The following is a 22,592-nucleotide window of genomic DNA, read 5'->3' as shown; positions in this document are numbered from 1 at the left end:
ACTTACTACAGTTTTGTTGATTTCCAACGTCCTCAGGCGCACGCTATCGTTTGGAGGACGAGAAAGATGTCAATTCTGATTCAACATGAGTTTGTCGGGCTGGCTGAGGCCGATCACCGGATAGGCAACAACTTAGCTAGCTTGAGCGGGGTTATTCGCCTTCAGCGCAACACTATCTCAAAGGGCGGCAAGACCTTTACGACTCCGCAAGTCTGCATGTTGCTCGATGACATCAGTGCGCGCATTGAGGTCATGGCGAAACTCCACAAATGCTTGGCTGTGACCATAAACAGCAACGGAGTAAGACTCGGCGATTTCTTGCGAGAAATTTCCGAAACGATCAGCACGCTTGGCTCGGAAGGAAGAATGGACCTAACGGTCGAAAACGCTTGCGACGGCGACATCGACCCGCGTCATGCGCTTCATGTTGGACTTATCACCGCAGAGCTCCTGACAAATGCCAGCAAGTATGCGCATCCGTCGGGTCTAGTTGTTAAGGTCAATGTACGCTGCGAAACGAGGAACGATGGCTCATTGATCGTTGAAGTGACAGACGACGGGGTCGGTTTCCCGGAGAATTTCGATCCGTCCACCGATGGAGGACTTGGATTTAAGCTAATGCGATCTTTAGCAAATGGGCTCAATGCAGAACTTCAATTTGAACACGACAGCCTTGGTGTTCGTGCGCGGCTGGTAAAGCCGAAGCAAATGCAATGCCAGCCCAAAAACTGATCGAGCGACTGCAAGTTTCGATCGGTTTGTCCGAGGACGACCGAAGCAAGCTAGTCAACATGCCGGAGACGGTGAAGACGTTTCGCTGATGGCGAGTATGTCTTGCGCGAAGGCGAAAGAGCATTCCACTGTGCAGTCGTGATGAACGGATTTCTTGTTGGTCAAAAGATTGTGGGGACTCGAAACCAGATACTGTCAGTTTACGTGCCGGGCGATATGCCCGACTTACATACGTTGCATCTATCGCGCATGGACCATGACCTATGTAGTGCCGGCCAATCTACGATTGCCTTTGTACAGCACGATTTTCTCAGCGACCTGCTGATGAATTCTGCCACGCTGACGCATGCTTTCTGGCGTGAGACATTGGTCGATGCCGCAGTCTGCCGCGAATGGGTCGCCAACTTGGGATCGCGCGACGCGTTATCCAGAGTGGCGCATGTTTTCTGCGAGCTTGCGACCCGGCTCGAAGTCGTAGGGCTTTTGCAGGAGGATCAGTTTCGTCTTCCGTTCACTCAGCAGAATCTCGCTGATATTTGCGGCCTTTCGACTGTGCACATCAACCGCACCATACAGGAGCTTAGGCGTGGCGGCTTGATCGAATGGAAAGGCCGCGTCGTGACCCTGTGCCGGCGCAAGGAGCTTGAGCTCGTGGCCGAGTTCCTGCCGGACTACCTTCACCTGTCGGAGGCCAAACAACCTGAGAGTCGCATGCGACATGCGCATTCTAAGACGGGGCCAAAGCGGGCAATGCTCTGATCGAGCAGAACGTTCTGCATATCGCGGATAGCGAGGATCGGAAGTATAAGCGCGCCCTTTTCCGCATGCATAAAGGAAAGCCCCGTAAATGAACGGGGCTTCCTCGGTTCTCATTGCTTGTCGGTGGCTCCAGGCTTCGAGCCGCCGCTCTGGGAAGAGCCAGTGCCACTCAATGACGTAGGCCCGCCGGAAGTACCGTTTGCTCCGCCGGGCCCGGTGGACGAGCCTGCGGTGCCCGTTCCTTGTGAGCTGCCCGTGGTGCGGCCAGCGGAGCCAGCCGTACCGCCCGTTCCAGAAGACGAGCCGGCGGATGCACCAGCGGAGCCGCCACCCGCACCACCGCCTCCTCCTCCGCCTCCCTGAGCGAACGCGATCGACGTTGAAAGCGCGAGAGCGGCAGCCAAACCAATTGTAGCCAACTTCATGTTGATGTCCTTTCCAGTTAGAGGCGCGTCAACTGCTCGCGCATGACAGCGTTCCTAAGCGCAGCGGTCGCTAATGGTACCGCCGGCCGTTCCCCCAAGATCAGATGAACGGTTTGCCGCCTGTGACTGCGATGGTGGTGCCGGAGGTGTAGCTCGACAGGGGATCGGCCAGCATTACATAGGCGGTAGCGAGTTCAGCCGGCTGCCCTGCCCGCTGCATCGGCACCTGCTTGCCGAAGTTCTTCACCGCCTCTTCCGGCATGGTGGATGGGATCAGGGGAGTCCAAATCGGACCGGGAGCAACCGCGTTCACGCGGATGCCCTTTTCAGCGAGCATCTGCGCCAGTCCGCCAGTGAAATTCTGAATTGCTCCCTTGGTCGTCGCATAGGCCAACAGCATGGGATTCGGCATGTCAGAATTCACCGACGCCGTGTTGATGATTGCACTGCCGGCCTTCATGAGCGGCACCGCTGCCTTCGCGAGATAGAACATCGCGTGAATATTCACTTCAAAGGTGAGCCGCCACTCCTCGTCACTGATATCGCCAATATCGTTGAATGTCGCCTGGTGCGCGGCGTTGTTGACGAGGATATCGACGCCGCCGAGTTCGCTTGCCGCGCGGCTGACCACTTGCCTGCAGTGCTCCGCATTTCGGAGATCGCCTTCGACAAGGACCGCCTTGCGCCCCTCCTTCTCGATGAGTTGTTTTACTTCTTGAGCGTCTTCCTTCTCGTTGAGATAAGCGATCAGGATATCTGCCCCCTCGCGCGCGAACGCGATGGCTACCGCGCGACCAATACCGCTGTCGCCGCCGGTTACGATGGCCTTCTTTCCCTGCAACCGGCCTGACCCTTTGTAGGTGGCCTCGCCGTGGTCCGGAGGAGGCTTCATAGCCTGCGTGGACCCCGGCATGGATTGCTTCTGGATGGGATATGGCGGCTTTGGATAGTCGATCATGTGTATCTCCGGTCGAGGCGTGCTTGGTTCCTGAATCCAACCAGGACGATCTGTGGCGCGCTGAACTGTGGCCGCGAAATTCCGCCTTACGCGTCGCTACGATTTCGCCGTGCCCGGCTCGGCCATCTTGCGATGTTGCCGCGCCAGCACGCCAGCGGGCAGCACGTTGGCAACGGCCGATTGGATCTTGTTCTTGATGCCTGTGACGATGTCGCCCTTGCCGCTCATCATCGCCTCGAAGCCGGCCTTCGCGACTCCAGCCGCATCGTCCTTCTTAGCTGTGCCGACGCTGGTATCCATCATATCGGCGCGGCGGAAGAACTCGGTTTCGGTCGCACCCGGCATTAGGCAGGTCACGGTGACGCCGGTGCCGCGCAGCTCCTCGCGCAGCGCAAATGAGAATGAATCCAGAAATGCCTTACTGCCATTGTACACCGCCTGGAAACTGCCCGGCATGAAACCCGCGATCGAGCCGGTGATCAAGATGCATCCAGCGTTGCTGCGGCGCATATCATTGCCAACGCGGCGGATGAGATAGACGGTCCCGATGATGTTGGTATCGATCACCCGTCTGACCCGGTTGAAATCCTGATCGAGGAACGCATGGCCGAGCCCGACGCCGGCATTCGCAAGCAAGGCATCGACCCGACGCCCCTTGGTCGCTGCATAGAGCCGGTCGACGCCCTCTGTGGTCGACAGATCGGCGTCGACCGCATCCACCTTTCCACCATGGCCGCGAAGCTCTTCGGCCGCGGTCTCGATCGCGGGCTCGTCAGCCGCGATCAGGAGATCGAAGCCTGCGCGGGCGCAGCACCTGGCAAGTTCCAGACCGATGCCGGTGGAAGCGCCGGTGACGACGGCAAATTGTCCCTGAGACATGTGAACTTCCTCAACTTGTGCGTTTGCCAATCAACCACCATCGCGAACCGCCGTTCCTATTACTTCCGCAGTCCGCCCAGCCGGCTCAGCAAAAACCGAAAGGCAGCTAGCAACCATCGTCGGTGATCCGACTTTGGAATTTCGTTCGGATACCGGAGGCAAGGCATGAGAGCGCTGGTCTGGCACGGCAAGGAAGATATTCGTTGCGACACCGTCACCGATCCCGGGATCGAGGATCCGCGCGATGCCATCGTCAAGGTCACGAGCTGCGCGATCTGCGGCTCCGATCTTCACCTGTTTCACAACTTCATCCCGGGCATGCTGCCGGGCGACATCATGGGACACGAAATGATGGGCGAAGTCGTGGAGGTCGGCCACGGCATGGATGGAAAGCTGAAGAAGGGCGACCGGATCGTGGTACCCTTCACTATCGTTTGCGGACAGTGCGAGCAGTGCAGACGCGGCAATTTCTCGGTATGCGAGACCACCAACCGCAAGCGGCATCTGGCCAACAAGGTATTCGGTCACACGACTGCCGGCCTGTTCGGCTACACTCATCTGACCGGCGGCTATCCCGGCGGCCAAGCCGAGTATCTGCGCGTTCCCTTCGCCGACACCACGCACATCAAGATCCCCGACGCCGTTTCCGACGAGCAGGCACTTTTTCTGGGCGATATCTTCCCCACCGGCTGGCAGGCCGCCGCTCAATGCGACATCGAACCTACCGATACGGTGGCGATCTGGGGATGCGGCCCGGTCGGTCAGATGGCGATCCGCAGCGCGCTTCTACTCGGCGCGAGGCAGGTGATCGCAATCGATTGCGTCCCCGAGCGGCTGAGCATGGCGGAAGCAGGCGGCGCGACCACCATCAATTTCGAATCCGAACGCGTGGTCGAGCGCCTCAACGAACTCACCGACGGCAAAGGTCCGGAGAAATGCATCGACGCGACCGGCATGGAAGCGCATGTGATGGCCTCGCAGCCGGATACGCTGCTCGACCGCGCCAAGCAGATGCTGATGCTGGAGAGCGACCGCCCGCACGTGCTGCGCGAGATGATCTATGTCTGCCGGCCCTGCGGGGTGATTTCGATTCCGGGCGTCTACAGCGGTCTTTCCGACCACGTGCCGATGGGCGCCCTGATGAACAAGGGACTGACGCTTCGGGCCGGCCAGACTCACGTCAACCGCTGGACCGACGACCTGCTGCGGCGGATCGAGGAAGGTCAGGTCGATCCGTCCTTCGTGATCACCCACACCGTCGATTTGGCGCAAGGGCCCGAGATGTACAAGGTATTCCGCGACAAGCGGGACAGCTGCGTCAAGGTCGTGTTGAAGCCCTGAATATAGCGAGGCGAGAACATGTATTACGTTGCCAACATCATGCGATCCAAGGGCGACCCGAAGATCGTGCGCAGCGGTCCGAGCTCGATCGAGCCGGCTGACCGCCTCGCGCGAAGGCTTGGCTGGTTCAGCATCGGTCTTGGTGCGATGGAAGTGCTCGCGTCGCGGCGGATTACGCGCGCATTGGGGATGCGGGGAAGCGAAAGCCTCGTCCGCGCCTACGGCTTCCGCGAGCTGTTCAGCGGCGTCATGTCGCTTTCCGTGGACAAGCGTGCCGGCATGTGGAGCCGCGTTGCCGGCGACGGGTTGGACGCCGCTACACTGCTGTCCGGGTTCAGATATGACAACCCGAAGAAGCACAATGTCGCGCTCGCGCTCCTGATGGTCGGAGGGATCGCCTTCCTCGATTACAAGGCCGCGCAGCAAACGGCGCCGCGCTCGCCGAGGCGTGGCGGGGGACGGCGCCTCTATGCCGACCGGAGTGGCTTCCCGAAGGGGTTAGAGGCCGCACGAAGTTCCGCGAAGAACCTCCTTGGCCGGGCAGCTGTCGGAGCGTCGTAGATGAAATGGGCGTGACGCCTTGCGGCAACACGCGGACGCGGACGGCACGCAGAACGAAATCGCACTGGCTCGCGGCGGCCGAACTTGGCCTGATCAGCAGCACGTTCTCGACCATCGTCAGCCAGCTGTTCGCCGCTCGCATCGGCCGCGATGCCTCGGTCGACTGGATGACGGTAGCTGCGATCCCCGCGCGAGACCGGGCGATCAGCGCCGAGCCGTCCTGGAGCGCGATCCTGGCTGGGATCGCGTTCCATCAATGGGCGGACTTCTCGTGGGCGATGGTGTTCTTCGGCCTGCTCGGGCGCTGGACGGCCGAGCTTCGGCCGCTGACCATCCTCATGCTCGCGCTACCTTGGGCAGTGTTCTCGTCAGCGACGGAATGGTTCGTGCTGGTCCCACTGCTTCCGTTCTGGCAGCCGCTGTTCACGTTGCAGCAACCCTACTGGATTGGCCTGCTCGTTCATGGCGCTTCCGCCTTCATGTATCCGCTGTTTGCTTGGCTGCGCTGGCCGCCGGGCGAAGCCCCCGAGAGCGACGCTCGGTTCGGCAAAGTATGGCTGAGCGGATCACTGGCGATCGTCATCGTGCTCGCCGGCATAACACTATTGTCCAGCCTCGGGCGCGAGCTGCCTTGGATCGGCCGCGACAAGGTGTGGGATCAAACCTACATCCGGCACATGACCGCCCATCACGCACAGGGCATCGAACTGGCCCGCTTGGGCATCAAGCGCGCCCAGGACCCACATCTGCGGTCGCTTGCCATGCTGATGGTCGCGAGCCAAACCGGCGAGAACAGGATTTTCGACAATTGGTGGCAAAGCTGGTTCGACACGGCCATGCCGGGCTGCTCGGCCGAGGAGCGCTCCGACATGCCGGGCTACCTCACCTCCGTGCAGATGCAGCAGGTCAGCGCCGCTTCACCGGACCAGTTCGATGCACTGTTCGTTGAAATGATGGCCCTGCATCACAAGGGCGCGGTGAAGATGGCCGATCAGCAATGGCGCAGCGACGGCGACCCGCGCCTGCGCATCATGGCGCATGCGATCCGCCACGAGCAGCAAGGCGAGATCGCGCTGATGCAGGGCGCAGCCGGCATCGCGGCCGTCACTGCGGCGTTTCGAAACATGTTCGCCGACAACGTGAACTAGAGCATTTTCTGTTCTGATTGAATCAGAACCGAAGCTCTAGATTCTTGTTTTGACGCGTTTTCTTCACGCGAACCGGTGTCCACTTCGCTCGAAAACGCTCTAGCGTAAGGCTCCGGCTTGCGGCGCGACGGCTTGACGACCTTGTCAGTGTTGCGGTCGGTATCGTCGAGCGGCGGGCCGTCATCGGGCCTTGGCGGCATATGGTGGCCGCCCTGCTTCTCCTGGATGCGCTTCTGCTCCTCTTTGTCGGACATGATCACCCTCCTCACGCCGCACGCACATCGGCCCTGACCCGCACTGGAATCGACTTCGCCGCCGGCGTCTTGGCCTTTTTCTCGTGATGCCAAAGCGGCAATAGCGGATTGCATTCGGGATAGTAGCCCGCAATACACCCTTCCGGGATGTTGTAGGCGACAACCCGAAGCCCGCCGACCTCCCGCTTGACGCCGTCGTTCGCGGCCGTGGCGAGCGTGACAACGCTTCCCTCCTTCAACGCAAAGCGATCGATGTCGTTGGGATGCATCAGCACGACATAGCGCGATCCGTGGATACCGCGGAAGCGGTCGTCGTAGTTATAGATGGTGGTGTTGAACTGGCCGTTGCTGCGCAGCGTGATGAGCTGGACGATGTCGCGATCCTCAGGCCGCATGTCGATATCGGTTGCAAGCGAATCCGGCGTGATGAAGTTCGCCTTGCCGGTCTTCGTGTTCCATCGGCGCTCGCGAGCGCCGAGCGGGCGATGGAAGCCGCCGGGTTTCCAGAGCCGCGCGTTGAAATCGTGGAAGATGTCGGGATAGGTCGCCGCGATCGCATCGCGGATCCGGCTATAGTCCGCCACCCATGCATCCCATGGAATGGTCGAGCGTGTGGGTGCCGCAGCCTTCGCCAATTCGGCGATGATTCTTGGCTCGGACAGCAAGTCGGAGCTCGCCGGCCTCACCTGCCCCCAGGAGCCATGCATGCAGCCGGTGGAATCCTCCATCGAGACCGCCTGCCGCCCACTCTCCTGCTCGTCGATCTCGATGCGGCCGAGGCATGGCAGGATATAGGATATCTCGCCATGCACCAGCGCCGTGCGGTTGAGCTTGGTCAGGATGTTCACCGTCAGGCGCAGCCTGCGCCAGGCAGGCTCGACCCGTCGGTGGTCGGGAACGGAACGAACCAGGTTGCCGCCGAGCAGCACCACAGCGCGCACAGAACCGTCGATGATCTTCTCGCAAGCTTCGACTGTCGTCGTACCTTTCTGCGCAGGCACATTGATGCCGAACAATTCCCTGATCTTGTCCTTCGGCACCATGTCCGGCTTCTCGGTGATCCCGACGGTGCGCTGCCCCTGGACGTTGGAATGCCCGCGTACCGGGCAGATACCGGCGCCAGGACGTCCGATATTGCCGCGCATCAGCGCGAGGTTGACCATGGTCTGGACAGTTTCAACGCCCCGTTCGTGCTGGGTCAGGCCCATGCCGTAGATAAACATCACTGATTTGGCATGCGCGTAGACTGTGGCGGCAGCTTCCAAGGCATTGCGTGTCAAACCAGAGCGGCGCTCGATCTCTACCCATTCGCAATCCTTCACGGCGGCGGCGAATTCGTCCCAGCCATGCGTATGCTCGCGGATGAAATTCCAATCAATGACCGGATCGGAAGGGCCGGCCTTCTCGTCGAGCGCCAGCAGCACCTTGGCAATGCCGATGATTGCCGCGGTGTCGCCGCCGGTCTTGACTTGATGATATTGCGAGGTGATGCGGGTTGGCGATCCCATCAGCATTTCGCCGGGCGCCTGAGGGTTGACGAACTCCTCCAGACCCCGTTCTCGCAGCGGATTGAACGTCACGATCGGCACGCCACGACGCGACGCCTCCTGCAGCTCGTGCAGCATTCGCGGGCTGGAGGTGCCGACATTCTGTCCGAAGAAGAAAATGCAGTCGGTCTTGCTGAAGTCGTCAAGCGTACAGGTGCCGACCGGTACACCAATGCTCTCCGGCAATGCCACCGACGTCGTCTCGTGACACATGTTGGAACTATCGGGCAGGTTGTTGGTGCCGTAGGCACGTGCGAACAGCCCGTACATGAAGGACGCCTCCAGTGAGGCTCGGCCGGAGGTGTAGAACACCACGCTATCGGGCTGCAGCGCCTTCAGTTCGCGGCCAATCTCGCGGAACGCCTCCTCCCAGCCGACCGGCACATATTTGTCGCGCGCAGCATCCCAGCGCATCGGGTGGGTCAAGCGGCCGGCAGCCTCGAGGTGGTGATCGTCCCAGGCCTCGAGCTCGGCGAGCGGCTTGTCGGCGAAGAATTCCGGTGTCACGCGTTTGTGCGTGATCTCCCACGTGGTCGCCTTGGCGCCGTTCTCGCAGAACTCGAACACGCGCGGATCGGCCGGCTTCGCCCAGGCACAACTGACACACATGAAGCCGTCGGGTTTGTTCTGGCGGAGCAGAACGCGCGGGCCCGTGAATGGCACGTGATCGCGCGCGAGACTCCGAGCAAGGGATCGTACCGACCCCCATCCGCCAGATGGGTGCTCATACGGCTCGACTTCGAGGTCTGCGCTCAGTTTGCGTTTGGTGGACATGGCTGTTCCTTGGCAGAAGCTTGTCTCGCGAATTTTCCCATTCAAGCTCCATCGGCGAGGTTCGTTCCTAACCTCTTCACTCCCTTGGCATTTCCCGGCGTCGTTTACAGGAACTTTGCTCCACGACATCGATTACGAGTCCGAGGTTTCCTGTATTCTCAGCAGATTGAACCATGCGGATGGCCACGCTCCTGATCGGCATCGCGATAGCTGTGGCCGGATGTCAACGGGAGGAACGACAACTCCGGCTCGATCCACCGGTCGCGGAGGCGCTCGACAAAGTAGCGCTGATGCCGAACGGCATCGGCGGTGCGCCACCTAATGTGTATTTTGCGCTGGAGAAACCTTACGAGGCCAATGCCTACAATCTCAGCCAGGGCAAGCGGCTTTATTCATGGTTCGGCTGCAAGGCCTGCCACCGCAATGGCGAAGGCGGCATCGGCCCCGGCTTCCTCGACGGCTGGTGGTACTACGGCCCCGAGATGGTCTCGATCTTTGCCTCGATCCGCGATGGCCGGCCACACGGCATGCCGGCCTATCGCGACAAGATGACCACCGATCAGATCTGGCAGCTCGCGGGCTACGTGCAGACGATCGGCTCTTATGCCGGCAAGACTGCCGCCCCGAGCCGCAACGACGAGAAGCATACGCGGCCTGCGGAAAACCGCGCGCCGGCGAAAATCCTGTTCGACCCGGGACCGACGCCGCTCCATCCAGATCAAGGGCCGACGCCGTGATACGACACGCGACCAGGCTTGTATGCGTCGTTACACCTGCGCTCCTGCTGGCCGGCTGCAGCGGCTGGCAGTCGGCGCTGGATGCGCATGGCGCACCAGCGATGAGCCTGAAGCAATTGATCATCTTGGTCGTAGCGGTGTGCTCCGTGGTCTGGATGCTGGTGATGATCGTGCTGATCATCGCCTTGTCGCGCAATCGCCGGGAACGTCCGTTGCCGATCGCACCGCAGCCTTCGACGCAACGGCGCATGACAATCACTATCGTCGCCGCGGTCGCGGCCACGACCGTCGTCATCAGCGGATTCACCGTCATGAGTTTCTTTGCGACGCGCGCGCTGGGCGTTACCGCCGACGACGAGCTGACGATCAAGGTGCGCGGCCTGCAGTGGTGGTGGAGCGTCGAATATTTTGGCGCGAGCCCGGAGGAACGGTTCGAAACCGCCAATGAGATTCACATTCCCGTCGGTCGCAACGTACGTCTCCGGCTCGAGGGGCTCGATGTCATCCACTCCTTCTGGGTGCCTAGCCTAGCCGGCAAACAGGACCTTGTCCCGGGCCGCGCCAACGAGCTGCTCATTCGCGCCGAAAACCCTGGCATCTATCGCGGGCAGTGCGCGGAATTCTGCGGAATGCAGCATGCGCACATGGCCTTCCTGGTCATTGCGGAAGGCGAGGCTGAATTCGACAGGTGGACAAGCGCACAGCGGCAGCCGGCCATCCAGCCATCCGAAGAAGAGCTCGCCGCAGGCCAGCACGCGTTTCTCGCGAAGCCATGTGCGGCTTGCCACACGGTTCGCGGCACGGCGGCATCGGGCACAACCGGTCCCGATCTGACCCATATCGGCGGCCGCAAATACATCGCTGCCGGCCTGTTCGAGACAACACGCGGATCGCTCGCGGCGTGGATCGCCGACCCGCAAACAATCAAGCCAGGCAATAATATGCCCACGGTGCCGCTCACGCCCGAGGAGCTGCGCGCGGTGTCGGCCTATCTGGCGAGCCTGAAATGAAGGCGAACATAACCGGACCGGATACGCGCGACACCGATCTCGAGCGAAGCCGGCTGAAGGCCAAGCTCGCGGAAATCTGGAAGACGCCTTGCGGATTGTGGGGTGCGCTTGCAACGGTCGACCACAAGATCATCGGCCGACGCTACATCCTGACGGCCTTCGTGTTTCTCGCGCTTGGGGGCATTCTCGCCGCGCTGATGCGGATCCAGCTCGCACAGCCGGAAGCGCGCTTGATGGGGCCAGACCGCTATAACCAGATCTTCACGATGCACGGTGCGAACATGATGTTCCTGTTTGCTGTGCCCGTGATGGAAGCGATGGCGGTGTATCTGGTGCCGCTGATGGTCGGCACGCGCAACATCGCCTTTCCTCGGCTGAATGCGTTCTCCTACTGGATCTATCTCGCCGGAGGTGCGCTGCTCTGGCTCTCCTTTGCGCTCGACATGGCTCCCGACGTCGGCTGGTTCGCCTATGTGCCACTCTCCGGCCCGCAATACGGCGCCGGCAAGCGTGCCGACATCTGGGCACAGATGATCACGTTCACCGAGCTCTCGGCGCTAGCCGTGGCCGTCGAGCTCGTCGTGACGATCTTCAAGCAGCGCGCGCCGGGCATGACGCTCGACCGCATTCCCGTGTTCGTCTGGGCAATGCTGGTAACCGCGTTCCTTGTCATCATGGCGATGCCGGCGATCATGGTCGCGAGCACCAGCCTGATTCTCGACCGGCTCGTCGGCACGCACTTCTACAATCCCGCGGAAGGCGGTGACGTGCTGTTGTGGCAGCATCTGTTCTGGTTCTTCGGCCACCCCGAGGTTTACATCATCTTCCTTCCGGCGGCCGGCATGGTCTCCACGATGATCGAGCCGTTCGCCCGTCGTCCGGCATTCGGTTATCTCGCGTTGGTGATGGCCCTGATCGCAACCGGCATCCTGTCGTTCGGGCTATGGGTACACCACATGTTCGTCGCTGGATTGCCGAGGCTGGGCAACAGCTTCTTCACAGCTTCCAGCATGGCCATCGCGATCCCGGCCGGCATCCAGATCTTTTGCTGGCTCGGGACATTGTGGGACGGCAAGCCCCTGTTCGCGACGCCGTTGCTGTTCATCATCGGATTCATCGTGACCTTCGTCATCGGCGGACTGACCGGCGTGATGGCGGCCTCCGTGCCCTTCGACACCCAGGTCCACGACACTTATTTCGTCGTGGCGCATTTCCATTATGTGCTGATCGGCGGCGCCGTCTTCCCGCTGCTCGGCGCCGTCCACTATTGGTTTCCCAAGATCACGGGACGGATGATGAGCGAGACACTCGGGAAATGGTCGTTCTGGCTGATCTTCATCGGATTCAACCTCACGTTCTTTCCCATGCATATCCTTGGCCTGCAGGGCATGCCGCGCCGGATCTATACCTACCAGCCGGACATGCCATGGCATGGCATGAACCTGTTTGCCAGCCTGAGCGCAATCATCCTGGTCGCCGGTTTCCTGCTTTTCTTTCTCAATGCCATTGGCAGTGCCCGCTCCGGGGCGGCAGCTCGCGACAATCCGTGGGACGCGCCGACGCTGGAATGGGCGACGGCTTCGCCGCCGCCGAGCTACAATTTTGCGCGCATACCGGCCGTGAGCAGCTCCCATCCGCTCTGGGATCGCAGCGACATCCTTGCCGTCGCGAGCGGCTTGCGCACCGATCGGCGCGAACTGGTCGTCACCTCGCTGGTCACCGCCGAGCCGCAGGCGCGTGAGGCTTCGCCGCGGAATTCGATCTGGCCATTGTGGGCGGCGATCGCAACGACGGTGATGCTGATCTGGTCGATCTTCTCACCTTGGGCGGTGGTCTGGGGTTCGATCCCGATCGCGATCACCCTCATCGGCTGGTTCTGGCCGAAGGGCACGCCGGAGGACGAGTCATGAAGGAGAGAGTTGCGCTCGATCTCTCAAAGCTCCCCCTGCACGGCAGGGGCACCGCCAGTGTCACTTGGTGGGGCACGCTCGCCTTCATGCTGATCGAGGGCACCGGCTTTGCGCTCGTCCTCGCGGTCTATCTCTATCTCATGAGCCTGGCTGCGACCTGGCCGATCGATGCGCCGAAGCCCGACCTGCTGCCGGGCACGCTGGTGACGCTGATCCTGCTGGCAAGCCTCGTCCCGAACGTCTTGATGTCACGCTTGGCGGAGCAACAGGACCTCCGCAAGATCAGGATCGGAATGGTTGTGATGTCACTCTTCGGCGTTGCGCCGCTGATTGTGCGTATCTTCGAATTTCCCGCACTTGGGATTAGCTGGGACACCAACGCCTATGGCTCGATCGTCTGGACGCTGCTGGGCCTGCACACGACGCACATCGTGACCGATCTCGTCGATACGCTAGTGCTCGCCGCGTTGATGTTCACCCGCCACGGCAACAATGCAAGGCGGTTCGGCGACGTCCAGGACAACGCGATGTATTGGAACTTTGTCGTCGCCACCTGGCTTCCGATCTACGGCTGCATCTACTGGATCCCGCGGCTATGAGCACGTCAAGGATTGTATCCCATCTTCTGCTCTGGGCCGGCCTCTGGCTCGCGCCGCTCGTCTGGGCCGTGAACATGCAACTCGGACAAATCCTGCCCTATGCTGACTGCCGCTCGCAACTGCATGCGTCCGCCATTGCCTCGTTCATAGGTTCCATGATCGCTGCCCTTGCGGGGCTTGCCTCATGGCGATCAGCGAGACCAGCATCTGCGCAGACTGCGGCATCCGACGAGACGGCTTCCTTTGTCGGCGTGCTCAGCAGCCTTGCCGCACTTGTCTTCACTTTTGCCCTGCTTATACAGGGCATTGCTTCGACGGTGCTGACCGGATGCGAAAGATAGCCTCTTCCCTGCTCATATTGCTGTTGGCAACCCCGGCGGATGCCCATGGCGTCGAGCAGTCTCTCGACGGCGCGAGCTGGACCTTCGACTGTTGGATCATTGTCCCTCTTCTCGCATTCGGCGGAATGTACGCCATTGGTGCGCTTACGCTGTCGCAGCGGCGAGGATGGAACGGCGGCGCCCGGAACTGGCGCGATATCGCCTGCCTCGTCGGCTGGCTTTCCCTTGCTGCCGCCCTGGTTTCTCCGCTGCACTGGCTCGGCGAACGTCTTTTCACGTTTCACATGGTGGAGCACGAGATCATCATGGCCGTGGCGGCACCGCTGATTGCCATCGCCCGGCCGGTTGGGACATTGTTGTGGTCGCTGCCGCGACGGACACGTCTGAATATGGGTCGCCTGATGCGGCATCCAGTCACCCGTACGACATGGAACTGGCTGAGCGCTGGACGCAACGCCACCTTGCTGCATGGCGTTGCGATCTGGGCATGGCATGCCCCGGTGCTGTTCGACGCCGCGGTCGACAACCTGCTGCTGCATCGACTACAGCATCTCAGCTTCTTTGTGACGGCGGTGTTGTTCTGGTGGTCAGTATTTCGCCGCAGCGAGACAGGCGCGGCGGCCTGGCACGTGTTCGTTACCATGCTGCACACTAGCTTGCTCGGCGCGCTGATGGCGCTGGCACCGCGCGTGCTCTATCAGCAGCAGACGGCCGCGTCCGCGGCTTGGGGCCTGACGCCGCTGGAGGATCAGCAACTCGCCGGGATTATCATGTGGGTGCCGGCAGGCACGATCTACGCTGGCGCCGCGCTGGCGCTGATCGCGATCTGGATCAAGGGAGCGGGAAAGACTGCAGGACAAGCCGATGTCGTCGCTCCCTAGACCTCGCGTGTGGGTACTCGTACTTACAGCAATCTGCGTCGCTGCAGCTATCGCGGCGCAGCTTGCGTGGAACTCCCAACATCAGACGGAGAGGGTTGCCCGTGCGATGACCGGTGGCGATCTTTCGCACGCGCCGGAGATCATGCGCCGTTACGGCTGCACGGGATGCCACACGATCCCGGGTGTTGCCGGCGCCGACGGCCAGGTCGGCACGCCGCTCGCCGGTCTGCGCGGCCGTGTTTACATTGCCGGCGTCGCGGCGAACTCGCCCGACAACCTGGTTCGGTGGATCGTGGCGCCGCAGGCCTTTTCGCCGCGCACGGCGATGCCGGCCACCGGAATCACCGAGGCTGAGGCGGGCGATGTCGCCGCCTATCTCTACGCCCGGTAACATGAGGAATAGAGTCATGGGGTCGGCGTCGGCCGTGCCGGCAGCGATTTGATGTAGAACGCGATCGCCTCGCGATCGTTCTCGGGCAACATCGCTGTGTTGGTGACGACATCGGCCATCGACGACCCGACGCGGCCATGGCCAGGCGTTTTCCCGGTTCGGAGCATCTCGATCAGATCCTGTTCCGGCCACTGGTCGAGGCCTTTTGGCGTGATGTTCGGGTAATAACCCGCCCCCTCCGGATCCTGACCGCCGGCATAGCGTGTCTCTGCCTTGATGCCGCCGAACATGTCGCGCGAAGAGTGGCACTCGGCACAATGTGCGAGTGCTTCCACGAGATATCGGCCCCGATTCCATTTCTCGTCGCGAGCAGGATCAGGCGCGAGCGGGCCAGGCCTGAAATAAAGAATTTTCCAGAATCCGATGAAGCGGCGAACGCTAAACAGCGAGACCAGCTCGTGCGGAGGCGGCCGCCCTTTGACCGCAGGCAACGTCCGCAGATACGCCATCAGGTCCGCGACATCTTGCGGGTGCATATGCGTAAAGCTGGTATAGGGAAATACTGGATAATAGTGCGTTCCGCCCGGGGAAACGCCGTTGAGCAGCGCGTCAGCCAAGTCCTTTGTTTGCCAATTGCCGATGCCGTCCACCGGATCCATTGAGATGTTGGGCACACGAAACGTCCCATAGGGCGAGGCGAGAGCGAGTCCTCCGCCCAGGTGCAGTCGATCAGCCTGACCCGGGGATGCGTGGCACGAGGCGCAATCGCCTGCAGCAAAAACCATCTTACCGCGGACGGCATCCCCAGTTTTCTCCTGAAAACGGGCAAGGTCCGCGGAAGCGAAAGGCTGTGGCGCGGTGATCAACCAGGCGCCAACAGCGAGAACCACTGCGGTCGCAATTCCTGCGCTAAACCATATGCGCGCGCGCATCTAACCCTTACATGATTGTCTTCCCGGCTGCACTAACGCGCCCGATTTCCTCGCCGTTCCCTGGCGTCTCGATCTGCCACTATGGCGGCACCGAAGTGATAGCCCGTTGTAGGGGGTAAATTGGATGTAGGGGTAAATAGGAACTTCGGGTTTCGTCGAAGCGCCCGATGTTGCGAACCTCCTGTCGATTGATTTCGTCGATCTCCTGGTTCGGGAAAACTTGGCCGCCGGTCGCCTGATTGACGTGCGAGGGCCGCCGCCCCTTGGCGGCGCTGCACGATGGTCGCAGTTCAGGCCTGGACCTGTACGCCTCACCGGAAGAAAGGGAACGGCAGGTCCATATGCGCGTTCACGCTCTCGTCATGCCGCACTACTTCTTTCATATTTCGAATGGTCATCCATTCAAAGACACATCAGGCGAAGAGCTGCCGGACGACAATGCCGCTTGGCAAGAAGCGCTGAGGACCGTGCGGGATATCGAGGTGAATTTGGATCTCGATGGCGCGAACGTCTGGTCCGTTGAAGTCAAGCGCGAAGACAGGTCGATCTTTCAGATCCATGTATCCGCGCGCAGGACTGATCTTGATCCAAGTTAAAGATCGGGGTGTTGATGCAGATAGGTTGGGTCGAACCCAGCGAGCTGCTCCAATTTCTTCCGCTCTAGGAGATGGAAATTGGCCCGGTTGACAGTGAGAAGCCCCTCTTTCCGCAGATCCTGAAGCACCCGGTTGACATGCACGGTCGAGATTCCGAGGCAATCGGCCAGCTCTACCTGCGTAATCGGAAGCTCAAATCCTCCGTCTCGGGTCCGGCCTACAGCCTCGAGGCGCCGGAAAAGCTCAATAAAGAAGTGCGCCATTCTGGCAGTAGCCGATCTGCGCCCGACGTTGACGATCCATTCCCGGAAGATTGCCGCGTCGATCAATGTTTCCCGCCAAAGCGCCGATGCCACGTTCGGGCGCTCTCGGTTCAATTGCCTCAAAGCATCATGCGGAATGAAGCCGAGCTCACAAGGCGTGAGCGTTACGAGATCATGGTCCATGACCTTGAGGTGGAGGCTCTGGAGATCGGGAATCTCACCGGGAACATGCAATGACAGGATCTGCCGTAGCCCGTCGAAAGTCGTTTTCGAGCGAAACGTAAAACCTTCAGCGAGCAGGCAGCATTCTGCCGGGCGCTCGCCATCGGCGACGATGATCTGACGAGCATCAAGCTCACGGAAGCGAATCGGCAATCTCTGAATCGCCTGGATGTCCTCCCCATCCAACACGTTGGAGGCTGTCAACTTCGTGAGGAGCGCGGTCGCTACTGGTGCCATCATCAATCTGTCCAGCGAGAAGAATGTCAAACCGGGTGCACGCCAAACCTATCTCTGGGCGGTGCCTGAGCGCAGCTGCCGCGGCGGCGGTCCCGGCCGATCCCCGACTAACGCTGGTTATGAAAGCGAGTCTTTAACTTATCATCGTCCTTTCAATCGCGAGCTCCGGGGAACTGCACATCAATCTTAACATGAGTTGGAATCCGAAGGTTCCGAATGGGGCCCGGAAGGATTTGGCCGCAGGTATCGGTCCAAAGATGCCATGGGATTGAGCAACTCGCCCGACTATTCGATCTACTTCGGAAAAAGTATGTCGCGAACATAGCGCGAGGTCGGCGTCAAGCGGGCGGCTCCCGGCTTGAGCCACGCCACTCGATCGATTTCCTTCTTGTCGCCGATCGTCAGCTTGCCTTTCGCGTTCTTGGCAATAAAGATTGCGTCGCTCATCCTCCGGCCAGACCGCTTGTTCTTGGCCTTCAGTTCTTTCCAGAGCCGCAATCTGCCGACTTTGAGGCCCGGAAGCTCCTCCTTGATCTCCCGGCGCAGGCATCCTCTTTCGGTTTCGCGCGGCCGCTTACGCCCACCGGGAAACATCCACAAACCATCGGACCGACGCCTGACCAGGAGAACGCGGCCGCGCCTGGTCGCAACAAGTTTGGATGACTTCGCCATTCCCAGCTATCCCGCTCCTGCTGCGAACCGTCAATCAATTCTAGCGGGAACGCTACCCTGGAGGGAACAAGCAAAGACGAGAGCGCGAGGCTTTGCGAGCGACGGCGTCGACAACCTCGACAATCGGGCGCGAAAGGCCCCAGCTCAGGAGCTGAGGCCCCAACACGGCGCCCTCGTGTGCCTAGCCTTGGGTAAGACCAGACCGAGCAACTTGGCCTGCTCCGCTAAGCCACGCATTATCATTTGTTGGGTGATGAAACATTGATCCCGCGATCGAGCCGCATTCCACAGCTTTTGCTGAAGAAAAAAGCCCCCGCGGCGCGGCGGAGGCTCTTCAGAGCTTGGAGTGGAGGTGGCTCTAAATCCCTATTGAGGCGGCTGGAGTCCCGGGACGAAGCCCACTCATCGATGTAGGCCGCGTGTCGGCCCGGCGTGCTCTTTTCAGCAGCTCGTCCCGCTTCTGGCGGGCATCTGGGCTGCCTGTTTCATGACCTCGTCTGCGGTACGTTAGCGCTCCGAGCGTCGTCTTGCCGCCGCGCAGCCTGGATAAGCTGCTCGGCGATATATTTCCGGCTGGTGTGGTCGCCGCCATTCGGCAGTTCGGCGCAAGTAATCTGTTTTGCGCGATTGCGCCTGCGCTTGACCTGCCTATAGCGAAACCATTCGCCGAGGCGGCAAGGTACATTCAACTATGTAAATACCCCTTAGGCGCGAAGATGTGCCACCTGGGCTGATCAGCGAAGGGCGCGGCGCGTCCGATGTCGTTGGTCTCGATGGAAAATAGGAACTTTGATCTTCATCACGAGTCGCTTTGCAACGGACTCGTTGTTCACCTTCGGGCATCACAGGTTATCCAGTCAGCCACGAGCCGGTGCGGAACGCGGTAGTCATATGCAAACCGGATTTTCATTTTCGAAATTAGTCGACCGCCTTGCGAGCATTGTCGAACTGTCACCCGATGATCTCGACTTGCTCGCGAGAATGCCGAGCAGCATTAGCCATCTTGGACCCCGCCATCATCTGGTCCACAGGGACTGTCAGCCCGACCACTGCCATCTGCTTCTGCAAGGCTATCTTTGCTGGCGGGATCTCGAGAGCCCCGATGGCCAGATCACGTCGATCTACGTGCCCGGTGACGTACCTGACCTTCACACCATCTATGACGGCCGGGTCGATCGCGAGCTGCTCACGCTTGGCCCGGCCGTTGTCGCATCCGTGTCTCACAGGTATTTTCGAGAGATATCTGCGCTATCATCGTCGCTGTCGCGGGCGCTGCTGCGTCTGCTGCTCACTGATGCCTCTTGTTTGCGGCATTGGATCGTCAATCTGGGCAGCCGTGACGCACTGACGCGGGTCGCGCACCTGCTTTGCGAGATCACAATCCGCCTCCGCGCGGTCGGTCTGGCAAAAGACTTCCGAATTCCTTCGCCCTTCACGCAATCGGATCTGGCCACAGCCTGCGGCATTTCCGCCGTTCATGCCAACCGGATCGTTCAAGAATTGCGCCGAAGCAATCTCCTGCAATGGCATTCCAAGACGATCACGGTCACTGACTGGAACGGCCTCGTTCGTCTTGCCAGCTTCGATCCGGATTATCTACGGCTACGCGACTACGACAGCATCGAGCAGCAGTCGGCACCGACCGTTGCCATGGACCGCTTCGGGGCCGACACGTTAATGACCTAAGCTCGGGGATTGGCCAAGTACGGCCGGTTTCGTTCCTTCGCGCTTGCCAGATCGGCGAGCGCGAGCCCGACCTCTTCGATGACGCCGGACCATTCTCCGGGAGCCGACTGGTGAAACAACCGCAGGCTCGGATACCAGAACGTCTTTTTGCCGAAGGCAGGCCATCGCCAGTCGCAATCGCGGTGCAGTAGCACCCAGGCGTCGCAGCCAAGCGCCCCCGCGAGGTGAGCAATCATGGTGTCGACGCAGACGACCAGGTCCAATTGCTCGATCGTTCGGCCAAGCATGCCGATATCCGGTGTACTGATGTCCACTGCACCGATGCCCGCGGCCTGCGCGGCCGCCGGACCTTGCTGCAGCGAATAGAGGTTCACGTCGTTCCCATTGAGACGCTGTAGCAAGGTGGCTGGGATCGCACGCCGCTTGTCCCACTCGCCAACTTCCCAGACCAAGCCAACCGCCAGTCGGTCGCCGGTCCGGGATATCGCTCGGCTATCACGGCCATCCGACGTCAGATAGGGCCTCCGCATCGCGATCGAGCCATATTCAGCCCTGATGGCATGGGGCACTTCCATGATCTCGATGTCGACGTCAAACTCGGCATCGGGCGCTCCATCATTGAGCGGCATGGCGCGGTCGACGCCGTCCATGCGCTCCAACAGTGCCAGCAGCTCGGGCTGGCACCAGAGTGTCACTTCACGCGCAACGGCGCGAAGCGCCGGCATGAAGCGAACGAACTGGATGGTATCGCCGAGACCGTGGTAGCAGCGAACCAGCACCCGCTTGCCGCACAGCGGCTCGCCGCGCCAGATCCGTTGCAGATGGCGCGGCCCCGTATGCTTCTCGGGCCAGATCTGACAGAAGCGCGCCAGGTCGCGATCGTTGATCGCCCAGGCACGTTTGAAATCGGCCGCCCGCATCGCCTCGATCCAGCTGCCTTGCGCCACGTCCGCGGGCAATGAACCGGCCGGATCAATTGACGCTGCGGATGCAGAACTCATCCGGCGGAGGAGCGCCGCACGAATTTATGAAACCGGCTCGGCTTGCCGTCGCTGGTCTCGTCCTGGTACAGGAACGCCAGTTCGGACTCGTCGAACTTGCGGAAGAACTCGTCCCAGCTGATCTCGTCGAGCCCCTCATCCTTAGGGGCGAAATCGATGCGCAAGATGCCGGCGTGCCCGTCCTCTTCGGTCGCCTTGACCGTCGCCGGATGGCCACCTCGCTCTTCCGCCCAGTCCCGGATCACCTCGTGATCTGTGGTCGTATGCGCTTTTCCTTCCGCCGTCCTGGTATGGCTTGCAGTCATTGGCAGCTCCTCATTTGTCGAACTTGGCGGACAGGGCCAGCTTCCGCATCAGGCTGTTCGTCATGAACTCTCCGATCGCGGATTGGTTCTTCCGAGTACGCGACTGCGGCTCATCGCGGACGATGTCTCAGGATCATCTTCTTCATCTTCATCCAGGATACGCTTCGTTCCTGCGCGATCCTAATCTGGGTTAAGCTTTCTCGATTTTGTTTGACCGAAACCGTGCTCGTGTCGCACCGACAGCTTTGCGGCAGGAACGAACATACCTTTCACACGTTCGCCGACCTGCTTACGTCCGCACCGCGTAGCGGCTTGCTCCCCGGAGGATCGCGATCCATGCATTCACGTCTTCAAGACAGGCGGCGCGTTCGCGTCGGTCTCGTGGGAGTTGGAAATTGCGCAAGTTCCTTCGTCCAGGGTCTGAACTACTATCGGCATGCCAAGTCGAACGAGCCGGTCCCCGGACTGATGAACGCAGATGTCGGCGGCTATCACGTCAGCGATATCGAGATTTCTTCAGCCTTCGATGTCAACGCTAACAAAGTCGGACGCGATGTGTCAGACGCCATCCTGGCAATGCCAAACAACACGCACCGCTTTTCGGATGTTGCAAGAACCGGCGTTGTCGTGCAGCGCGGTCCCGTGCTCGACGGCGTCGGCCGCTACCTGGAAGATGATATTCCGATCGCCGACACGCCTGAGGCCGATGTCGCCGACGTTCTCGCGAGATCGCGCACGGATGTTCTGGTCTCCTATCTGCCGGTCGGCTCGCAAGCGGCGAGCGAGTGGTACGCAGAGCGCGCGATCGATGCCGGCTGCGGTTTCGTCAACTGCATTCCCGTCTTCATCGCCTCCGACAGCATCTGGCAGCGCCGCTTCGAGGAAGCGGGTCTGCCGATCATTGGTGACGACATCAAGAGCCAGGTCGGCGCCACGATCCTACATCGCGTGCTGGCCAACCTGTTCCGGGAACGCGGCGTGCGGCTGGATCGCACCTATCAGCTTAACGTCGGCGGCAATACTGATTTCAAGAACATGCTCGAGCGGGAACGCCTGACCTCGAAGAAGATCTCGAAGACACAGGCGGTCACCAGCCAGTTCGAGGTGCCAATGGATGCCGACAATGTGCATGTGGGGCCAAGCGATCATGTTCCCTGGCTCACGGATCGCAAGCTCGCTTTTATCCGCCTGGAAGGCACGACTTTTGGCGGAGTTCCGTTGACCGCCGAGGTCAAGCTTGAAGTCTGGGACTCGCCCAACTCCGCTGGAGTTGTGATCGACGCCGTCCGCTGCGTCAAACTCGCAATGGACCGCGGCCTCTCGGGAGCACTGACCGGTCCGTCGAGCTATTTCATGAAATCTCCCCCCTGCCAGTTCACCGACGAGGAAGCACGCCGCCAGACGCGTACTTTCATCGATGACAAGGCGTGA

The 22,592-nt window shown here is 60.8% G+C and carries 23 protein-coding genes; 14 read left to right on the top strand and 9 right to left on the bottom strand.

What is annotated here, in order from left to right; genetic code table 11:
- Positions 1-66: 66 nt before the first annotated feature.
- Positions 67-732: a sensor histidine kinase gene (locus tag ACZIRK_RS09315; RefSeq protein ID WP_456641220.1), complete on the top strand. Its 666-nt coding sequence runs from the start codon at positions 67-69 to the stop codon at positions 730-732.
- Between the two features lie 102 nt (positions 733-834).
- Positions 835-1,491, top strand: coding sequence for a Crp/Fnr family transcriptional regulator (locus tag ACZIRK_RS09310; protein ID WP_474417727.1), 657 nt, complete (start codon positions 835-837; stop codon positions 1,489-1,491).
- A gap of 525 nt (positions 1,492-2,016) precedes the next feature.
- Here the strand turns inward: ACZIRK_RS09310 and ACZIRK_RS09305 are convergent.
- The gene (locus ACZIRK_RS09305; protein WP_130222697.1) at positions 2,017-2,874 is read right to left on the bottom strand and encodes an SDR family oxidoreductase; all 858 of its coding nucleotides are present in this window, start codon (positions 2,872-2,874) and stop codon (positions 2,017-2,019) included.
- Positions 2,875-2,970: 96 nt separating this feature from the next.
- Positions 2,971-3,753, bottom strand: coding sequence for an SDR family NAD(P)-dependent oxidoreductase (locus ACZIRK_RS09300; RefSeq protein ID WP_463327211.1), 783 nt, complete (start codon positions 3,751-3,753; stop codon positions 2,971-2,973).
- A gap of 165 nt (positions 3,754-3,918) precedes the next feature.
- Here ACZIRK_RS09300 and ACZIRK_RS09295 point away from each other — a divergent pair, with 165 nt between their 5' ends.
- From ACZIRK_RS09295 to ACZIRK_RS09285, 3 genes are read left to right on the top strand one after another with little or no spacing between them, the layout of a single operon-like run.
- Entirely contained in the window at positions 3,919-5,094 is a 1,176-nt protein-coding gene (locus tag ACZIRK_RS09295; protein ID WP_463327210.1) for a zinc-dependent alcohol dehydrogenase, read from the top strand.
- A gap of 18 nt (positions 5,095-5,112) precedes the next feature.
- Positions 5,113-5,655 carry a hypothetical protein gene (locus ACZIRK_RS09290; protein WP_463327209.1) on the top strand — a complete coding sequence of 181 codons (543 nt, stop codon included), beginning with the start codon at positions 5,113-5,115 and terminating at the stop codon, positions 5,653-5,655.
- A 5-nt stretch (positions 5,656-5,660) separates the two neighbouring features.
- A complete protein-coding gene (locus tag ACZIRK_RS09285) occupies positions 5,661-6,803 on the top strand; it encodes a DUF305 domain-containing protein (RefSeq protein WP_463327208.1) in 1,143 nt (380 codons plus the stop codon).
- On the opposite strand, the gene ACZIRK_RS09280 is transcribed toward ACZIRK_RS09285, so the two are convergent.
- Together ACZIRK_RS09280 and ACZIRK_RS09275 are read right to left on the bottom strand one after the other, a co-directional pair.
- Positions 6,800-7,057: a hypothetical protein gene (locus ACZIRK_RS09280; RefSeq protein WP_463327207.1), complete on the bottom strand. Its 258-nt coding sequence runs from the start codon at positions 7,055-7,057 to the stop codon at positions 6,800-6,802. The genes ACZIRK_RS09285 and ACZIRK_RS09280 overlap by 4 nt on opposite strands.
- Positions 7,058-7,068: 11 nt before the next feature.
- Positions 7,069-9,378, bottom strand: coding sequence for an FdhF/YdeP family oxidoreductase (locus ACZIRK_RS09275; RefSeq protein ID WP_463327206.1), 2,310 nt, complete (start codon positions 9,376-9,378; stop codon positions 7,069-7,071).
- A gap of 173 nt (positions 9,379-9,551) precedes the next feature.
- Between ACZIRK_RS09275 and ACZIRK_RS09270 the strand changes: the two genes are divergently transcribed.
- From ACZIRK_RS09270 to ACZIRK_RS09245, 6 genes are all read left to right on the top strand, one after another.
- A complete protein-coding gene (locus tag ACZIRK_RS09270) occupies positions 9,552-10,115 on the top strand; it encodes a c-type cytochrome (RefSeq protein WP_463327205.1) in 564 nt (187 codons plus the stop codon).
- Positions 10,112-11,125: a cytochrome c oxidase subunit II gene (gene coxB, locus ACZIRK_RS09265; RefSeq protein ID WP_463327204.1), complete on the top strand. Its 1,014-nt coding sequence runs from the start codon at positions 10,112-10,114 to the stop codon at positions 11,123-11,125. The genes ACZIRK_RS09270 and coxB overlap by 4 nt, the downstream gene beginning before the upstream one ends.
- Positions 11,122-13,035, top strand: coding sequence for a cytochrome c oxidase subunit I (gene ctaD / locus ACZIRK_RS09260; protein WP_463327203.1), 1,914 nt, complete (start codon positions 11,122-11,124; stop codon positions 13,033-13,035). The genes coxB and ctaD overlap by 4 nt, the downstream gene beginning before the upstream one ends.
- Positions 13,032-13,634: a cytochrome c oxidase subunit 3 gene (locus ACZIRK_RS09255; RefSeq protein ID WP_463327202.1), complete on the top strand. Its 603-nt coding sequence runs from the start codon at positions 13,032-13,034 to the stop codon at positions 13,632-13,634. The genes ctaD and ACZIRK_RS09255 overlap by 4 nt, the downstream gene beginning before the upstream one ends.
- Positions 13,635-13,962: 328 nt before the next feature.
- On the top strand, positions 13,963-14,856 hold the full coding sequence (locus ACZIRK_RS09250) for a cytochrome c oxidase assembly protein (protein ID WP_130222818.1): 894 nt from the start codon (positions 13,963-13,965) through the stop codon (positions 14,854-14,856).
- On the top strand, positions 14,840-15,247 hold the full coding sequence (locus ACZIRK_RS09245; protein WP_463327201.1) for a c-type cytochrome: 408 nt from the start codon (positions 14,840-14,842) through the stop codon (positions 15,245-15,247). Before ACZIRK_RS09250 ends, ACZIRK_RS09245 begins: the two co-directional genes overlap by 17 nt.
- A 14-nt stretch (positions 15,248-15,261) precedes the next feature.
- Here ACZIRK_RS09245 and ACZIRK_RS09240 read toward each other — a convergent pair whose 3' ends face one another.
- Positions 15,262-16,179: a c-type cytochrome gene (locus tag ACZIRK_RS09240; protein WP_463327200.1), complete on the bottom strand. Its 918-nt coding sequence runs from the start codon at positions 16,177-16,179 to the stop codon at positions 15,262-15,264.
- A 263-nt stretch (positions 16,180-16,442) separates the two neighbouring features.
- On the opposite strand from ACZIRK_RS09240, the gene ACZIRK_RS09235 reads away from it, so the two are divergent.
- Positions 16,443-16,775, top strand: coding sequence for a DUF6894 family protein (locus ACZIRK_RS09235; RefSeq protein ID WP_463327199.1), 333 nt, complete (start codon positions 16,443-16,445; stop codon positions 16,773-16,775).
- On the opposite strand, the gene ACZIRK_RS09230 is transcribed toward ACZIRK_RS09235, so the two are convergent.
- A complete protein-coding gene (locus tag ACZIRK_RS09230) occupies positions 16,772-17,500 on the bottom strand; it encodes a Crp/Fnr family transcriptional regulator (protein ID WP_130222671.1) in 729 nt (242 codons plus the stop codon). The two genes, ACZIRK_RS09235 and ACZIRK_RS09230, sit on opposite strands and share 4 nt — an antisense overlap.
- 291 nt (positions 17,501-17,791) lie before the next feature.
- Positions 17,792-18,169, bottom strand: coding sequence for an NUDIX hydrolase (locus tag ACZIRK_RS09225; RefSeq protein WP_130222670.1), 378 nt, complete (start codon positions 18,167-18,169; stop codon positions 17,792-17,794).
- A 789-nt stretch (positions 18,170-18,958) separates the two neighbouring features.
- On the opposite strand from ACZIRK_RS09225, the gene ACZIRK_RS09220 reads away from it, so the two are divergent.
- Entirely contained in the window at positions 18,959-19,855 is an 897-nt protein-coding gene (locus ACZIRK_RS09220; RefSeq protein WP_245474487.1) for a Crp/Fnr family transcriptional regulator, read from the top strand.
- Here ACZIRK_RS09220 and ACZIRK_RS09215 read toward each other — a convergent pair.
- Both ACZIRK_RS09215 and ACZIRK_RS09210 read right to left on the bottom strand, forming a co-directional pair.
- Entirely contained in the window at positions 19,852-20,775 is a 924-nt protein-coding gene (locus ACZIRK_RS09215) for a glycosyltransferase family protein (RefSeq protein ID WP_130222669.1), read from the bottom strand. The genes ACZIRK_RS09220 and ACZIRK_RS09215 overlap by 4 nt on opposite strands.
- A 77-nt stretch (positions 20,776-20,852) precedes the next feature.
- Positions 20,853-21,161: a hypothetical protein gene (locus ACZIRK_RS09210; RefSeq protein ID WP_130222668.1), complete on the bottom strand. Its 309-nt coding sequence runs from the start codon at positions 21,159-21,161 to the stop codon at positions 20,853-20,855.
- Positions 21,162-21,497: 336 nt separating this feature from the next.
- On the opposite strand from ACZIRK_RS09210, the gene ACZIRK_RS09205 reads away from it, so the two are divergent.
- On the top strand, positions 21,498-22,592 hold the full coding sequence (locus ACZIRK_RS09205; RefSeq protein ID WP_463327198.1) for an inositol-3-phosphate synthase: 1,095 nt from the start codon (positions 21,498-21,500) through the stop codon (positions 22,590-22,592).

This window comes from Bradyrhizobium sp. Leo114, assembly GCF_055229415.2.
This window is presented reverse-complemented; position numbering and strand designations above follow the sequence as displayed.

Coding starts and splice junctions, on each gene's coding strand:
- ACZIRK_RS09215 (WP_130222669.1), bottom strand. CDS start 20,775: ATGCGGGCGGCCGATTTCAAACGTGCCTGGGCGATCAACGATCGCGAC.
- ctaD (WP_463327203.1), top strand. CDS start 11,122: ATGAAGGCGAACATAACCGGACCGGATACGCGCGACACCGATCTCGAG.
- ACZIRK_RS09250 (WP_130222818.1), top strand. CDS start 13,963: ATGCGAAAGATAGCCTCTTCCCTGCTCATATTGCTGTTGGCAACCCCG.
- ACZIRK_RS09300 (WP_463327211.1), bottom strand. CDS start 3,753: ATGTCTCAGGGACAATTTGCCGTCGTCACCGGCGCTTCCACCGGCATC.
- ACZIRK_RS09280 (WP_463327207.1), bottom strand. CDS start 7,057: ATGTCCGACAAAGAGGAGCAGAAGCGCATCCAGGAGAAGCAGGGCGGC.
- ACZIRK_RS09315 (WP_456641220.1), top strand. CDS start 67: ATGTCAATTCTGATTCAACATGAGTTTGTCGGGCTGGCTGAGGCCGAT.
- ACZIRK_RS09225 (WP_130222670.1), bottom strand. CDS start 18,169: ATGGCGAAGTCATCCAAACTTGTTGCGACCAGGCGCGGCCGCGTTCTC.
- ACZIRK_RS09230 (WP_130222671.1), bottom strand. CDS start 17,500: ATGATGGCACCAGTAGCGACCGCGCTCCTCACGAAGTTGACAGCCTCC.
- ACZIRK_RS09275 (WP_463327206.1), bottom strand. CDS start 9,378: ATGTCCACCAAACGCAAACTGAGCGCAGACCTCGAAGTCGAGCCGTAT.
- ACZIRK_RS09245 (WP_463327201.1), top strand. CDS start 14,840: ATGTCGTCGCTCCCTAGACCTCGCGTGTGGGTACTCGTACTTACAGCA.
- ACZIRK_RS09205 (WP_463327198.1), top strand. CDS start 21,498: ATGCATTCACGTCTTCAAGACAGGCGGCGCGTTCGCGTCGGTCTCGTG.
- ACZIRK_RS09305 (WP_130222697.1), bottom strand. CDS start 2,874: ATGATCGACTATCCAAAGCCGCCATATCCCATCCAGAAGCAATCCATG.
- ACZIRK_RS09285 (WP_463327208.1), top strand. CDS start 5,661: ATGGGCGTGACGCCTTGCGGCAACACGCGGACGCGGACGGCACGCAGA.
- ACZIRK_RS09240 (WP_463327200.1), bottom strand. CDS start 16,179: ATGCGCGCGCGCATATGGTTTAGCGCAGGAATTGCGACCGCAGTGGTT.
- ACZIRK_RS09210 (WP_130222668.1), bottom strand. CDS start 21,161: ATGACTGCAAGCCATACCAGGACGGCGGAAGGAAAAGCGCATACGACC.
- ACZIRK_RS09295 (WP_463327210.1), top strand. CDS start 3,919: ATGAGAGCGCTGGTCTGGCACGGCAAGGAAGATATTCGTTGCGACACC.
- ACZIRK_RS09270 (WP_463327205.1), top strand. CDS start 9,552: ATGCGGATGGCCACGCTCCTGATCGGCATCGCGATAGCTGTGGCCGGA.
- ACZIRK_RS09255 (WP_463327202.1), top strand. CDS start 13,032: ATGAAGGAGAGAGTTGCGCTCGATCTCTCAAAGCTCCCCCTGCACGGC.
- ACZIRK_RS09290 (WP_463327209.1), top strand. CDS start 5,113: ATGTATTACGTTGCCAACATCATGCGATCCAAGGGCGACCCGAAGATC.